The organism is Paenibacillus sp. KN14-4R (assembly GCF_052180255.1).
Classification (GTDB): Bacteria; Bacillota; Bacilli; order Paenibacillales; family NBRC-103111; genus Paenibacillus_AM.
In genome coordinates, this window is the sequence record NZ_CP197466.1 from 4,340,206 (window position 1) to 4,355,302 (window position 15,097).

15 protein-coding genes are annotated in these 15,097 nt (G+C 43.5%); 3 read left to right on the forward strand and 12 right to left on the reverse strand.

What is annotated here, in order from left to right; all coding sequences use genetic code 11:
• Positions 1 to 81: 81 nt before the first annotated feature.
• From ACSBOP_RS21275 to ACSBOP_RS21290, 4 genes are all read right to left on the reverse strand, one after another.
• On the reverse strand, positions 82 to 873 hold the full coding sequence (locus tag ACSBOP_RS21275; protein ID WP_442602471.1) for a CPBP family intramembrane glutamic endopeptidase: 792 nt from the start codon (positions 871 to 873) through the stop codon (positions 82 to 84).
• Between the two features lie 271 nt (positions 874 to 1,144).
• Positions 1,145 to 1,723 (reverse strand): TetR/AcrR family transcriptional regulator, encoded by a 579-nt coding sequence (locus ACSBOP_RS21280; protein WP_442602472.1) that lies wholly within the window; start codon positions 1,721 to 1,723, stop codon positions 1,145 to 1,147.
• A gap of 180 nt (positions 1,724 to 1,903) precedes the next feature.
• Positions 1,904 to 2,551, reverse strand: coding sequence for a DNA-3-methyladenine glycosylase family protein (locus ACSBOP_RS21285; RefSeq protein ID WP_442602473.1), 648 nt, complete (start codon positions 2,549 to 2,551; stop codon positions 1,904 to 1,906).
• Between the two features lies 1 nt (position 2,552).
• Positions 2,553 to 3,146: a TetR/AcrR family transcriptional regulator gene (locus tag ACSBOP_RS21290; RefSeq protein WP_442602474.1), complete on the reverse strand. Its 594-nt coding sequence runs from the start codon at positions 3,144 to 3,146 to the stop codon at positions 2,553 to 2,555.
• Positions 3,147 to 3,394: 248 nt separating this feature from the next.
• On the opposite strand from ACSBOP_RS21290, the gene ACSBOP_RS21295 reads away from it, so the two are divergent.
• Both ACSBOP_RS21295 and ACSBOP_RS21300 read left to right on the forward strand, forming a co-directional pair.
• Complete coding sequence (locus ACSBOP_RS21295; RefSeq protein WP_442602475.1) at positions 3,395 to 3,868, forward strand: DinB family protein; 474 nt, start codon at positions 3,395 to 3,397, stop codon at positions 3,866 to 3,868.
• A gap of 438 nt (positions 3,869 to 4,306) precedes the next feature.
• Positions 4,307 to 5,755, forward strand: a complete 1,449-nt coding sequence (locus tag ACSBOP_RS21300; protein WP_442602476.1) for a serine hydrolase domain-containing protein — start codon at positions 4,307 to 4,309, stop codon at positions 5,753 to 5,755.
• A gap of 289 nt (positions 5,756 to 6,044) precedes the next feature.
• On the opposite strand, the gene ACSBOP_RS21305 is transcribed toward ACSBOP_RS21300, so the two are convergent.
• The 4 genes from ACSBOP_RS21305 to ACSBOP_RS21320 all read right to left on the reverse strand — a co-directional run bounded on the left by ACSBOP_RS21305 (position 6,045) and on the right by ACSBOP_RS21320 (position 10,052).
• The gene (locus tag ACSBOP_RS21305) at positions 6,045 to 7,784 is read right to left on the reverse strand and encodes an ABC-F family ATP-binding cassette domain-containing protein (protein ID WP_442602477.1); all 1,740 of its coding nucleotides are present in this window, start codon (positions 7,782 to 7,784) and stop codon (positions 6,045 to 6,047) included.
• 136 nt (positions 7,785 to 7,920) lie between these two features.
• Positions 7,921 to 8,400 carry a 23S rRNA (pseudouridine(1915)-N(3))-methyltransferase RlmH gene (rlmH, locus tag ACSBOP_RS21310; RefSeq protein WP_442602478.1) on the reverse strand — a complete coding sequence of 160 codons (480 nt, stop codon included), beginning with the start codon at positions 8,398 to 8,400 and terminating at the stop codon, positions 7,921 to 7,923.
• 156 nt (positions 8,401 to 8,556) lie between these two features.
• A complete protein-coding gene (locus tag ACSBOP_RS21315; protein ID WP_442602479.1) occupies positions 8,557 to 8,727 on the reverse strand; it encodes a CxxH/CxxC protein in 171 nt (56 codons plus the stop codon).
• 71 nt (positions 8,728 to 8,798) lie between these two features.
• The gene (locus ACSBOP_RS21320; protein WP_442602480.1) at positions 8,799 to 10,052 is read right to left on the reverse strand and encodes a S1C family serine protease; all 1,254 of its coding nucleotides are present in this window, start codon (positions 10,050 to 10,052) and stop codon (positions 8,799 to 8,801) included.
• 124 nt (positions 10,053 to 10,176) lie between these two features.
• Between ACSBOP_RS21320 and ACSBOP_RS21325 the strand changes: the two genes are divergently transcribed.
• A complete protein-coding gene (locus ACSBOP_RS21325) occupies positions 10,177 to 10,392 on the forward strand; it encodes a hypothetical protein (RefSeq protein ID WP_442602481.1) in 216 nt (71 codons plus the stop codon).
• Here the strand turns inward: ACSBOP_RS21325 and ACSBOP_RS21330 are convergent.
• From ACSBOP_RS21330 to ACSBOP_RS21345, 4 genes are all read right to left on the reverse strand, one after another.
• Entirely contained in the window at positions 10,364 to 11,167 is an 804-nt protein-coding gene (locus ACSBOP_RS21330) for an MBL fold metallo-hydrolase (protein ID WP_442602482.1), read from the reverse strand. The genes ACSBOP_RS21325 and ACSBOP_RS21330 overlap by 29 nt on opposite strands.
• A 79-nt stretch (positions 11,168 to 11,246) precedes the next feature.
• On the reverse strand, positions 11,247 to 12,005 hold the full coding sequence (gene yycI / locus ACSBOP_RS21335; protein ID WP_442602483.1) for a two-component system regulatory protein YycI: 759 nt from the start codon (positions 12,003 to 12,005) through the stop codon (positions 11,247 to 11,249).
• A 12-nt stretch (positions 12,006 to 12,017) separates the two neighbouring features.
• Positions 12,018 to 13,331, reverse strand: coding sequence for a YycH family regulatory protein (locus ACSBOP_RS21340; protein ID WP_442602484.1), 1,314 nt, complete (start codon positions 13,329 to 13,331; stop codon positions 12,018 to 12,020).
• Positions 13,328 to 15,091: an ATP-binding protein gene (locus tag ACSBOP_RS21345; protein ID WP_442604556.1), complete on the reverse strand. Its 1,764-nt coding sequence runs from the start codon at positions 15,089 to 15,091 to the stop codon at positions 13,328 to 13,330. The genes ACSBOP_RS21340 and ACSBOP_RS21345 overlap by 4 nt, the downstream gene beginning before the upstream one ends.
• Between the last annotated feature and the right edge of the window lie 6 nt (positions 15,092 to 15,097).

Here is a 15,097-nt window from a genome sequence, read left to right on the forward strand (position 1 = left end):
TAGCGGCCACCTCGCATCATGTCAAGCACTAAGCTTTGAATAGGGGATTTTCCCAATTATGAAAGGGATGATACTCCGTTGTTACGCGTATCTGAACCGACCCAGTGTTCGTGGACCCCACAGAAATGTAACGATTATCGCCGCAAGGGTTGTTAAAACCCCAGTTATGCCGGGGACATAACTCGCATCATAGTTTGGTAAATAAGAATCAATGACATTCAACATCGCGTGGATGATGATGGCTGCAAAGATGCTTTTTCCCGTGTTGTTATACACCCAGACGATAATGACCCTTGCAGTAACGGCGCCAAGGAACCAGGCTATAATCCATGCCGGAGAATGATGGGCCTCGATCAACGGAATAACATGCCATATTCCCCACACGCAGCCCAACATCAGGCCTGCCCCAAGCGCACCCCACCGCTCCTGCATCGGCTCAATCGCATAACCCATCCACCCGAGTTCCTCAAACGCGGCGGAGATAAAAAACAAAATAAAGAGGAACGGGAGCGCCAGCCATTGAGTTTGAGCCCCCGATAGTTGGAGTCCTAGCATACATAGAATTGCATATGAGAGTAGACCGATTAACGGCATGATAAAAATAATAGGGATATACCAGCTCTTATGTTTAATTCTTTTGTAATCGAGTACTCTAGCCAGCAGCCGCTTTACGCCTTCCGTCCGATCTTGCTTATAGACAAGAATGGCTGCGGTGATGGCGGGACAAACAAACATAAAGGCACTCGTCGGGAGATTCATCGGCAGTCCTTTCATGCTTCCCGTCATGGCGCCAATCACCCAAAAAGGGAAAGCGAAAGCAAAAACAAGAGCAAAGAATCCGGACAATGACCTTGGGGAAACGGCAGACTTCATGTCTTTTACAACCTCCTTAAAATTAACTGTTAACAGGATTTTTAAATGGCTCAACCCGATCCGTAACCGTAGTAGTCACCTCGTACAATCAAGAGCTAATTTCAGTATTGAGCCTTTAGAATAATAGGCAATTCTTTCAGCGCAAACATCATCGAGCTGTTTTGGCGCTCAAGCTCTACGGAATGGTCACATTCCATGTTATACACCGTCACTTTCATTTGTAATTTTTAAACTGACCAGTCAGTTTAATTCATTTATAAAAAAGGCCTTGCTACTCGATCGATGTAAACAGGCCTTTAGTAATGATTGTGAAGATAAAGTGCTCTAAGTCCTGGCGGGAATACTCATCCTGGTGGCTCAGATAATAATTGCAGGTGCTCTCCATTGTGCCGACAATGCTGGCTGCGGCCAAATTGGAATCGACATCACGAAGCAGATTTTCGTCACATTTGCCTTCCTCCAGGATTTTCGCCAGGAAGTTTAAATGCTCGCGTCTCAGCTGTTTCAATTCATCCAGAACATCCTGCTCGATTCCGTTTGAAATCTCATTGAACACGATATGGGCAAAATGGTGGGATTCCAGGAACAAATCCAAATGAAGGCGTATAACCCGCAAAATCATTTCTTCAAGCGAAAGAGGAGCAGTTAGATCGGCCACTGTCCGCCGAATAATGTCCTCAAAGCCGGCTTTGACCACCGTTTTGAACAGTTGGGATTTCGAAGGGAAATTATAGTAGAGCGTACCTTTGGCGACCTGCGCCCGCATGGCGATTTCGTCCATGCTCGCACGATGGTATCCATTTTCAGAGAATACTTCGATTGCTGCGGGAATGATTTTTTCTTTACTCAAGGGTATCTACCTTTCACAAGCATAATTCGCATTAAAGTTAATCTGACTGGTCAGTTCAAAAATAAAATATCATATTAGGAAAAATTAGTCAACCAAGAAAGGGTTCTGATGCTTATAACTTGTACCATAATGACCGTAGTGGTTAATCAACAGGCTTGATCTGACTTCGGTTTCTGATCATTAATCGTTCGTAAACAATTCCGTTTGAACCAAACCGATATTGACTGCCTCCCAGAGGTATAGGGATACGATAGTAGAATAAGGCTTCCATTCGACATGTTTACGTTTCAATTGAGATTTGCTGTCGTTCTCTTCGGATGAATAAAGCCATTCCGCAGCACGGTTAAGTCCACTGTCCCCAAAAGACAAGACATCCTGTCTTCCTAAATAGAAAATGAGAAACATCTCTGCGGTCCACCGACCAATACCCTTTATTGAGACCAATAAACGAATGACTTCCTCGTCGTCCATGTTTTGAAACGCATGAAAATCGAGAGAGCCTTCTTTCACACATTCGGCGGTGTTCCGGATATAGGCGAGCTTGTTCTTAGATAATCCCGCAGAACGCAGACTCTCCTCCGTTGCGGCTAGGATGGTATCTGGCGTTATCGTCCCGCATATCTGTTCAACTCTGCGGAAGATTGTCTCTGCGGCTTTGACCGAAAGCTGTTGGCCGATTAACGATCTTGCCAGATAGTTGAATCCATCCTGCTGATTTGGTATGCAGATGTTTCCGATCCGATTTATCAGCTTGTCCAGCAAAGGATCGTTGCTGCATAATTCACGTACACAATGGCTGTATGGGTTAATATCGAAGAGATATCGCAATTTAATCATCCTTTCTTGTTACAGTCCAACTGAACAAGTGGGAATCAACGAGCGTATGAGCCGCTCTTGAGAATATATCGGGGTTAAAATCGGACTTTTTCATGTAAGAAAGCATAATAGCCCCATTACATAACATACGTAATAATTCTGCCATTTCAAATGGACGAGCAGCACCAGCCTCTTCTGCTAATCTTGCGATGCGGTTCCAGTTTTCTTCCGTACCTTTGACCGCCCTTATATGATTCTGATGGGAGGAGTCGGGAAATTCGACTGTTGTATTTACAAAGGGACAACCACGATATCCGGGTGTTTTCATCTTCTCTACAAATCGCTCAATGAGAGCATGCAACTGCATTGCGCTTGAATTCGGATGTTGAAGCTGCACTTCCTCCAAATCTTTCGCATTCAGATCTTCGTGATATTCCAAATAAGCCGCAACCAAATCGTCTTTAGATGCAAAATTCCGATAGAAGCTCGATTTGACAACGCCCGATTCCAGTATAATACGGTCAATTCCGACGGCCCGGATACCCTCTCTGTAAAACAAATCCGATGCCACTTGAAGAATTCGATTTTTCGCTGTCGCTCTTGGCATGAAATCACCCCTCAATTAATTAATTGAATAATGAACAAATTTGATATTAAAAGGTACAAAACAGTCCCTTTTAATAATAGCCACTACACTGAGAATTGTCAATTTTTACAGTAATATACCGCGATTGTGAATTTGACAAAATTTTCAAATAGCTGTATGATCATCGAAAAGGTACAGATCAGTACCGTTTATATTCCGGTGCATTACACAGTCTGTCTTTTTTAAATTTAAAAATGGAGGGAATTCAAATGACGACAACAGAGAAACTAGTAAGTACATGGGATGCCTGCTTTGACAAGGAAAGCGGCTGGTTTCCCCCTCTTGAACGCGCACTGCAAGGGTTAACAGCTGTACAGGCATGCTGGAGAATGGATGGGAAAGAGATGAATACGATCAAGGAATTGGTCAACCACATCTTATTCTACAAGTCACAGTTGCTGTCTAGCCTGACAGGTTCGACAGAAGCTCCATCAACAGACACAAGTTTTGATGCGGGCACCCGTGTGATTAGAGAGGAAGAGTGGCAGGAAACAGTTGAAAAATTGAAACATATACACACAAGCATTCGTGAGAAGCTTTCAGCATTGAGCGATCAAGATTTGCTGAGCGATTTAGATGGGGTCACGATTGACCAATCGGTATCGAATCTTGTTCTCCACGACATCTACCATACCGGTCAAATCATCTTCATCCGCAGAATGCAAGGTTCATGGTCAGTTTGACCTTCATCGAATCATGAAACAAATTAGCAGCGTCCAACTTAAACTTTTCTTAAAGTTCGAATCGGCGCTGCTTTTTTTCGATTTACATCGAATTATCCCATAATTTCGCCGTTACTTGTGGTACGGTTCACCTTAACGGGTTTAACGGCGAAATCTTTTTTGCCGCGGCGCTCAATTTTCATCTTTTGAATTAATTGATATACTGAATGTAACATAGCTAAGGTAAAAATACTTGCGATGATCTTCACCGTACTTGAGGGAACTGTAAGTCCGACAAATTTAGTGTTAATTCGCTCTCAGAATGATGGGGGATTTTGTGTTAATAAGATTTTACAATGATAAGCTTAATAATGTATACCTTATTACACTTTAGGCGGATAAGGCGTACTACGGGTTGTTTATATTATCCTCGCATAATTTTTTCGAAATGGAGAGTTTATGAAAAAGACTATTGTTTTTATATTAACGATACTTATATTATTCTCAGGATTCGCAACACCAAGTTATGCGTTGTCAAATACGCAATCTGCGGCAATACAAGCGTTGCTGGATGATGCCCGTCATATATCCGGTGTGCCAGGAATGTCAATCTCAATACTTGCTGATGATGAAGTGTTCTACTTTTCTTCCGGGTATGCAGACCGTGAAAAGGAGTTGTTTGCAAGTGAAAATACACTATATGAGTTGGCCTCGGTCAGTAAAGCTTTTACCGGCATGGGTATTCTGCTGTTGGAAGAGCAAGGGCTGCTGTCAATGACTGACACTGTCCAAAAATATTTACCTTGGTTTACGTTAAAGTATCAAGGGAAACCTGTTGATATGCAAAGCCTTACACTCAATAACTTTCTTCACCATACCAGCGGCTTAACAAATGGCCCTCACAATCAAAACATTCCACAAGGCAATACGCCGGATATGTTGCAAAAAACCGTAGAAATGCTCGTAGATTCTGAATTGTCGTTCTATCCTGGTGAGCAGCATAATTACGGAACTGTTAATTATGACGTATTAGGTCTGGTTATTGAGATTGTGTCGGGACAAAGCTATGAAGACTTTATGAGGGAACAGGTATTTCAGCCGTTAGGTCTTCACCAGACGTATGTTTATAAAGAAGATGCTCAAGCCACCGGACAGTTGGCACAGGGCTACCGTTCTTCCTTTTTTATGACAACTCCATATAACGCGCCGGATTATTCCGGGAATAAACCCGCAGGCTACATCATTTCTTGTACAAAAGATATGGCGCGTTGGATGGGCATACAGATGGGTATTGTGCAGGACATACCCGAAATATTCCATACGGTTATCGAAAAATCACATCAGGGTGATATGTCTGTTCCGGCTGTCAACGAAATGTATTATGCGGCGGGCTGGTCGGTAAACGCCAACCAAACGATTATAGAGCACCCAGGGGGCAATCCCAATTTCGGAACCGAAGTGGCCATACTGCCAAATGAACGAACAGCCGTCAGCTTGCTGACCAACGGCGCAAATATCAATAGAAACATGGTGCTGAAAGTTAAAGATATATTAGACGGCAATCTAACGCAGTCATATGAAATAAGCGGCACACAGCTTTTGGACATCATTTTATCGTCTACCACAATTATTCTTTGCTTATTGGCCGTTCTGTTCTTTCTCTTAGGATTACGCAGAAGGAAAACGAATGAGCGGCAGCCAATGACGAAGAAGCGAATAATCGTAACAGCTATTTTGCTGATTGCTACGATTGCCCTGTGTATAATGTGCTGTGCATTAGATTGGTCAGCGATACTTATTTGGCAAACATATAGTGTTCTTACAGCTTTGATTTCGTCGGCATTATTAACAGCAAGCATTACCTGGTTTGTATACACTCACCGATATAATGCCTCACTCCGAAAATAAGCATTTTGTTCGTTCGCCTTATTGGATTAATGTGAAGTAGACATTTGATAACAGACAATGTTAGCTCAAAGGGAGTGTCCACACACTCCCTATTTTCGCCGTCACTTATGGTATGGTTCACCGTAACGGGTTTACCGCAAAAATATTGGGACATCCAATGGATGTCCCAATTTACTTGCTTATGAGCCTAATTCATGGAATTTTCTTAGTACATCTTCTTTAAAAATTTATTAATTAAACTTCTCTTCTAATTCCTGTGGGATCTTCATTTCAATCAGAGGGTTGTAATTTAAAGCAACTTAATCAGCTCTTCTAGTTCCTCAACTAATACTTTTGCAAGTTCAAAATTTGTATCTTTTAAAGCCAATTCTATTTTCATTTCAAGCGCTTTTTTATTCTGTTCCGTTTCTAAATAGTCTTTATCAAAATGACTAGCATAAATCATCTGTCTAAATTTACGCATACTCATTTTTCTAATCGTCTTATTATCAATGATTAACACATAATCCATACCATTTACAACCGAGTAGAAATCATGAGAAATCATGAGAATCGCACCTTTATAGTCTTCAATGGCTTTCTCCAGTGCTATTTGTGTGTAGGTGTCTAAATGGCTTGTCGGCTCGTCAAGAAGCAACACGTTTGCTTTACTAGCAGAAACTTTAGCCAATTGAAGCATATTTTTTTCTCCACCAGATAAAGATTGTATCTTTTGATTAAGGATTTCTCCTTCAAAGCCATAGTTTGAAATATACGATCTAATCTCATCATACGTTTTAAACCCAGCATCGATGAATTCTTCTAGTATTGTATTAAAATCATTTAGCACTTCGCCTTGATTCTGAGATAAATAAGCCACTTTAACATCTGCATTTATTTCAATTGAATCCTGATTATTTTTAAAAATATCTCGGAGTAAAGTCGTTTTCCCGGTACCGTTTGAACCAATAATGGCTACTTTATCCGTAGATTTTATCTCAAAGTTAACATGGTCTAAAAGCAACTCATCAAAGGCTACTCGATAATTATTGACTTTTATAACAGTCGTGTCTTCCATTTCATTATCCATACCGAAACGGATAGTCGGCTGCTTAATATCAACGAATGGCGCTTTAATTCTACGCGCTTCCAATCTCTCTTGAAACCTAACTCTGGCTTTTAACACTCTACCTCTAGAGGCTTCTGAATTAATAGTTGCGATAACTCTAAGATTATCAATAATGTTATCGTATCTCTCAATTTCTTCTTGTTCAGCGACTGCGATTTCTTGCAACTCCACTTTAGTCTGAAGTAATGAGAAATTATAATCTATATATCGCCCATCAAACTCTTGGATCTCCATGTTTTCAAGGTGCAAAATTTTGTTAAAGCAATGATTCAATAGATATCGGTTGTGCGTAACAACTAGCAGTATGCCTTTGTGAGCATTAATAAGATTTTTAAGCGCATTTAGGTTTTCAAAGTCTAAAAATACATCGGGTTCGTCCATAATCATTAAGTCTGGACTACTAAGCATTTCCTTCATCACTTGAATGAGTTTGAATTCCCCACCACTTAGGTCGGATACCCTAAGATCTTTTAGCTTCATGAGGTTTGCTAGATTTAGTTTCTTATTAATGTTGCTTTCAAAATCTTCCCCACCCATTGAATCAAGTGCGTCTAAAGCTAATTGATACTTTTCGAGTAACGGCTCAATATCCGATGATGTTTCCATTTCAGTACAAATAGATTGTATTTCATTTTGTAACTTAATAAATTCATCTCCGATATATTCAAAAACAGTTGTTTCATTCGTTCTGTCTAGTTGAGAGAACTGACTTACATACCCAATTCTGCAGGTTGGGTCTATCTCTAACTTGCCCTCGAACAAATATCTTTCTGGATCCATCAGTATATCTATCAATGTACTTTTCCCACTGCCACTTGTTCCTATAAAAGCGCAATGTTGTGCCTCTTCGAGCGTAAATGAAATGTTTGTATATAGTTCTTTTTGCGGAAATGAGAAGGATAAGTTTTCAACTTTTATCATAGTATTACCTTTCTTATAACTAAAATGGTGACTATTATTGGATGTATTGAAGAGCATAGATTATAAGTTTACCGTTGTTAGAGTAACACTGTTTGCAATCAACTACAATCGGATGTTGTACAATAAAAACTTGCCGTTACTTGTGATAAGGCTCCCCCCGGTTTATCCGAAACGCCCGATAAATCTGCTCAACCAGCACCAGCTTCATCAGCTGGTGGGGCAAGGTCATGCGGCCGAAGCTCAGCCGCATGTCAGCGCGGCGAAGCACCTCTGGGCTGAGCCCGAGGCTGCCGCCGATGACGAACGCCACCTGGCTGCGCCCATAGGTGGCGAGCTCATCCACTCGCGCAGCCAGCTGCTCACTCGTCCACATCTCCCCGTCGATGGCAAGCGCCACGACGTACACCCCATCGCGGATCGACGATAGGATCCGCGTACCTTCGCGCTGCTTCACGGCTTCCGCCTCCGCATCGCTCATATTCTCAGGTGCCTTCTCATCGGGCACCTCCACAAACTGCACTTTCGCGTACGCGCCAAGGCGCTTCGCATACTCCGCTATCCCACTCACGAGATACTTTTCCTTCAACTTCCCTACCGTAATAACCTGTATATTCATAGCAGCCCCACTCCATTCTCTGCATCCACATTCATCTTTTTATCACCTATATACACGCTAAATCCCATACAAAAAGGAGAAACATCAACCTCCGTCTCTCCCTCATTTTCCAACCAATATTAACATGCATTTGTTTGCATTTATTCCTAATATCTCTTACACCACAAGGAACCGTGCTTCACCCTCCGCGCATCGTTCGCAGTGCGCCGGCGGCTGCCAATCCTTGAATTGTACCTTCTGCAAATCGATAATATCCGGTGCATCCTCATATTCATCCACAAACATATCAATCGCGATTTCCAAATGGTCCTTACATACAATATGCATAAAGTGTCCCTCACTTACTCATCTGTGATCTCTCTATTTAACCTCTTAGTTAGCCTTTCCTATCCATCCAACTACTTCGCCTCAGTCACCGCAAGCTTCAATTTCACGCTTTTTTCCTTGTCTCCACGGTAAAAGGTAACCGTAATCGTATCGCCGACCTTTTTGTCTCGATATAAATACTTCCGTAAGTCGAGTGTACTGCTCATCGGCTTTCCATCTAGCGCCGTAATCACATCTTGCGACGTTAATCCCGCTTCCTTTGCAGGTCCAGACGCTTCAATGACGATAATGCCTTGCTTCACCTTCTCGGGCAGTTTCAATACCTCTGTCCCTTTAAAAGATTGCAAATTCTGCATCGTCACCCCGATCATCGGGCGCTTTACCATTTTATACTGAATCAGACTTTGTATAACCGGGATCGCATCCGAGATTGGAATGGCGAATCCCATATTGTCTACATTAAGATTCGCAATTTTCATCGTGTTAATGCCAATGACTTTCCCGTCCATATTGACGAGCGCCCCGCCGCTGTTGCCTTGGTTGATAGCTGCATCCGTCTGGATCATCTCCATCTCCCAATCAATCTCATTATCCCCCGTAAGCGATACCGGAATGGTCCGACGCGGCTCCGAAATAATCCCCTTCGTCACAGAAGGTGCCACACCAAGTCCAAGTGGATTACCCAGCGTAATAACCGTCTCACCCATATTCAGCTTGCTCGAATCACCGAACTCCGCGACCACGTTCACGCCAGCATCATCCGTTTCCAGCACAGCCAAGTCTGTAATCCGATCCTTTCCGATCAGCTTCGCTTTCTTCTTCTCCCCCGTGTAGAGCATGACCTCATACGCGGTTCCATTCTCCACTACATGGTTATTCGTCACAACCAGTACTTTTCCGCCACTCTTTTGAAAAATAACACCCGACCCCAACCCGAGACTTTGCTCACTGCCCTTCTCATCGGGCCTAGAGGAAATAACCGAGACAATCGAAGGCTTCACTGCTGCCGTGACTTTCACAACCCTGTCATCACCAGCCGCGGTATTTATCCCTGCGATTGCAGCCGCGGACTTACTCGCTCCTGAGCTGCCAATGTTCAAGATCAGCACCACGAGTAACAGCATAATCAGGGCGCCACCAACCGCTGATGCGACCATGACACGTCCTTGCGATCCCAACAACTTTCCAATGGATCCCCTCAAGCTGCGCTCAGAGCCTTTGCTAAATTTGCGACTCGCAAATTGCTGTTCCTGCATGCTTTGACGGCGTCTATTTTGTCTTGCAGGTCTGGATGAATAGAAATCATCTTTGTCAAAAAAGCTCATGGTCTCGCGGCTCCTCTCCTACGGGATGTTACTTCTCTATCATTTTTTTCATAGAATAGCGGAATATTTTATACCATCCATACCTACAATAAGAGTAGATCATTAAAAAGGAGACCTGATCACGATGGATGCTAGACAATCGCCCATGTTTGAAGTAAACCTCATCGGCAAACTTGCCGATTTGAAGGAAGAAAATTACCACAATGGACTCATGCTCTCTGCGCTCGTCGAACTGCTCATTACTAAAAATTGTTTTACTAGAGAAGAACTCCATATAATGATGAGCAATTTAGACGCCGCGTTCACACCCATTAATCCTCCAACGTCTCCCACGGTGTAGATCGGTCAAAGTACGTATCCATTAACCGCACATTGCGCTCCTGTAAGGATACGCCACGATCTTTTGCCACATCCGTAACGGTAAGCCGTGCGAGATCGAGCATATTGTGATCCCGACTTAAATGCGCCATGTAGACGGCTTTCGTCTGGCCTGACAGCACATCACATAGTCCATCCGCCGCCGCTTCATTGGATAGATGCCCCATATCACCTAAGATACGGCGCTTAATATTCCATGGGTAATGTCCCATCCGCAGCAGCTCGACATCATGATTGGTTTCCAGTACGATTGCATCCGAATCCACAAGCTTATCTTTCACCTTAGAGCTCATATAACCGAGATCCGTTGCTAGACTCAGCTTCTTTTCCCCTTGATAGAAGCAATATCCAACCGGCTCAGCAGCGTCATGCGAAATGCCGTACGATTCGACCTTTAGATCACCGAGATCCACCATCGTTCCCGTATCCATCACTTTGCGGTTTTCTTCTGCAATTTCGCCGATTTGGCGATTTAAGGCTTCCCATGTCTTCTCATTGGCATAAATCGGCAGCTTGTGCTTACGCGCTAGCGCCCCCAAGCCTTTAATATGGTCAGAATGCTCATGCGTGACATAAATGGCATCTAATTCACTGCCCGTCACACCCTGCTCATTCATTAAACTCTCTAATTTTTTCGCACTTAGTCCGGCGTCCACGAGCACCTTCGTCTCTTCAGTGGCCACGACCATTGCATTGCCGGTTGACCCACTCGCGAGCACCGTAAAACGTAATCCCATCGCCCCTGCTCCTCTGACTGTTCGTGTCTGTTACTTTGTATTCATAATTATATACGAGAACTTCTAAATTTCATATTGCCTATTCTTTGGCTTTTTTCCATTCCTCATGGGACACCTCAACACCGCCACCCGTAAGTGCAGGAATGTAGTATACCGGTGTCCGATTCGTCGCCACTCGCCAGTAAGGCACCATATACCTCGTTTGCGAATCAAACGGAGGACCATGATAACCGAGCCTAATATCGACAATCGTTGTCCCCTCGGTCAAATAATTTTCAATCAGACTGCGAATCGCAATATAGGCTGGGAATACTTTTTGTGACTTCTGTCCCGCATCGGCCTCGGCCTCAACATAGGATTGGCGATAGCTTGTAATCTCCCCATTTTCCTCATACAGCTCCAGACGCACATCGAACAAAGGTAATTGCTCGAACATCTGATTCATAATATAGAGATTATCCTTGCTGACGACTGGATCGTATTGATACTTCTCCATCCAAGGGATTTCCATCTTCATGGCTTGTTCGCGTGTCATCAGTTTGTTCATAAAGGCACTGACTTCTACAGGTGTTTTCAGCTTCTTGATCTCGCCCGTTTTCATATTCTCATCATTGTACTTTAATGTAAGTTCCTTTAATTTTGGTACTTCTTTGGGCATATCTACAGCTAAAGTAATATTTTTGCTTGCCAATAATCGATTGGTTTCTTCAATTTGTTCGGCTGTATCGATTACCAGATCGGTTTGTTTAAGTTCCCGTGCCCATAGCTGGTAGCCGAGAATCATATTCAGAATCACGAATGAGAAGATAAGAATCGTTTTTGCCCGGCCCCAATCCATACGCAACCTCCTTTAATCAATCAGTTCAATCGTTCCATCGCGATATTCAATTGCCCATACAGGCTTTAATGTAACCATCGTATCTGTCTCCGTTGCCCGGTAAGCTGGGTACACCGACACAATGTTGTAACGCTTAGGGTTGGATTTAATTGTGTTCTCAAGCTGTTCTCCACCCATGAGCTGTGCCTCCGTTCGTACCATGTTCTTCTTATCTTTATCCTGAATTAACAGTGAGCGCTCATAACTGGTCACAATTCCTTTTTCCGTAATAAGGCGCATAAGCCCATATCCTTCATTATTCGGCTGAACAATTGGATACGAGTCAAAATATTGACGGAACTCGAATTGCCCCGCCCTCGGCGTATTCGTTAAATTGTTTCCAGGCCGATGCGGTGTTTTGGTAAGTCCATAAGCTCCATTCCAGCCCAAATGTTGATTAATAAACTTAATGCTGGCTTGTAAATTTTCCAGTACTTCATTCTTACTTTCCAGGGCTGCAATTGGGTCTGTATATTTAAGCCAATGCTTGCCTTGGCTGAGCTGTAGTCCTCTTTTTCCATCCGTATAAATCTGTGATCCATCCCGCTCCTTAAACGGACGCACACTGCCCGGATCAACGAACAACACACGTTTTAGCTGATCATCCGAAATAACTGTCGTATTAAACCGATACGAGCCCATCGTAATTGGCTTTGTCGGTAAGTAGTAATCCCCATTGGGCGTATAATAAGGGTCAGCATTCCCACCCCACGATAGGAATTTCTCAACATCCTTCGCCGTAAAGTCCGCACCACTCAATTCATAAGCAATGGACTTTGTATCTGTGAAAAAGAAAGTCTTCACTTCTTCCCCATTCTCCGTTGTAAAAATCCAAATGCTCGTGATCATCTCGTCAGTCAGGGACAAGTCCCCTTTGATTTTGAACATGGTCTGAAGCACCTGCATAGGGATTCCCCCGCGAAAATGGAGTTCAATGCCCTTGCGTTTATTACGAATATCAACCCAGTCTACGTTTAGGGCAAATGTGTTTACCCGCGTAAATCCACCAAAAGAACGCTGCTTCACACTCTCTAGAATCGTCCCAAAGTAGCCCATGTTCGGATACAGCAGCGTGTGTGTGCTATTGCCTGCATGGAACACCATATAGTCGGGAAACAGCAAATCATCCAGTTCCATCTGATCACCGAACGTCTCCGGCTTGATATAATCATTGCCTTGCGCAATTCGCTCGTATTGAGGAGAACTGTAAGTTAACATGTAGGTTTGGAACAGCGACCCCACAATGAGCAGGAGCAATACGACCGTTTTCATTCGATCCAGCTTCATTTGCCTTCACCTGCCTTTGGTCGAAGTGGAAGCGTGAACGTTACCTTTGTTCCATGATTAAGTTCCGACTCCAGCATAATGGACCCGCCATGTGCTCTGACAATTTCCCGGGCAATGGATAGACCAAGCCCTGTACCGCCCATATTACGAGAACGTGCCTTATCAACACGGTAAAAACGCTCAAAAATCCGAGATAAATCCTTCTTCGGAATCCCAATCCCCGTATCCATAATCGAGACGCCCATCCAATCCTCATCAATCCTATGCGCAGATACAGTAATCACACCTTCATCACCTGTGTATTTAATCGAATTGGATACGAGGTTATCCAGTACTTGGTCGATTTTATCCCGATCAATCTCCACCACTCCAAGATTGGAATCGATATTAGCCGTAATCCGAATATGACGTTGTCTGAGTTGAAAAGAAAAGCGATCGACCAGCTCGTCCAGCATCTCGCTGACTTGTACTTGTTCTTTTACAAGTACCGCCTGCTTGGAATCAAGGCGTGATAAATGCAAAAGATCAGTCACAAGCCTAATCATCCGCTCTGTTTCATTACGAGTTACCCCTAAGAAGCGCTGCGCAAGTGCAGGGTCTTCCATCGCCCCGTCATTTAACGCCTCTAGATAGCTCTTAATTGTCGTAAGCGGGGTTCTTAGTTCATGGGACACATTCGCGACAAAATCCTTTCTTGCCTGCTCCAGCTTCTCCTGAACGGTTACATCCTGCAACACTGCAATCGTCCCTGTTTCATCCCCACGTCTTAAGATTGGGGTGAACGTTACACGAAGCGTTAGCGGTTCCTCATCTTCATGATCAATCTCCAGCATCATCTCTTGATTTTTACTAACCGATTGTTCCTTAATCTGATCAATCGGGATACCTAAGGCAACCGCAATATTCATGACTGAGCTTGATTCTTCCGACAATCCTAGAATCTCCTGCGCACGGCGATTCATTACGATAACCTGCCCATGCCCATCAGCTGCAATGACCCCGTCATTCATATTCGTCAAGACAGACGAAAGCTTCTCCCGCTCCTCTTCATTCATTGCGAGGGCATCCTTCAGTGAATTCATCATAAAGTTAAACGTATGCCCAAGCTGCGAGATTTCGTCTTTACCATACACCTTTACTTGCTCCGTAAAGTCCCCCTCAGCAATCGCCGTAGCCCCTTTGGTAATCTCTTTAATCGGCTTGGTGATTGTACTGGACAGGATAATGCCAAGCAATGCGGTAAGTCCAAGTGCAAGCACCGTTCCTGTAATGAGAATTCGATTGATCGTATTCATCGTGTTATACATTTCCTGCATCGAAGCTACAATGTATACAACACCAATCGGACGCACCCCTGTGCCAATCGGCTGGGTGATGATCATTTTTCGTTTCCCATTCGTATCGATGAAAATCCGCTCATTTACCTTGATTCCTTGCAGGGTACGAGTCACTTCTGGAGATGTGTTTTTCCTATTAATCGGAGATTCTTGTGGGGTAGCTGATGCCGATATGACAACGCCTCGTTCATCAATAATCTGAATTTCGGTATTAGAAAGCACGAATAAGCTGCTCACGACATCATTGAGGTCGGAATACAGCTTCTTCGGATCTTGTGGATTGGAGCCCATATAATCACCTACGAACTGCGCAAGCAAATGCGCCTGCGTCTTGTTCGTATTGACCAGGTCGTTCTTAAAATAATTTTCTAATGTATTGATAAAATACACACCGATCAATTGCATCGCAATGAGAATCAGCATGACATA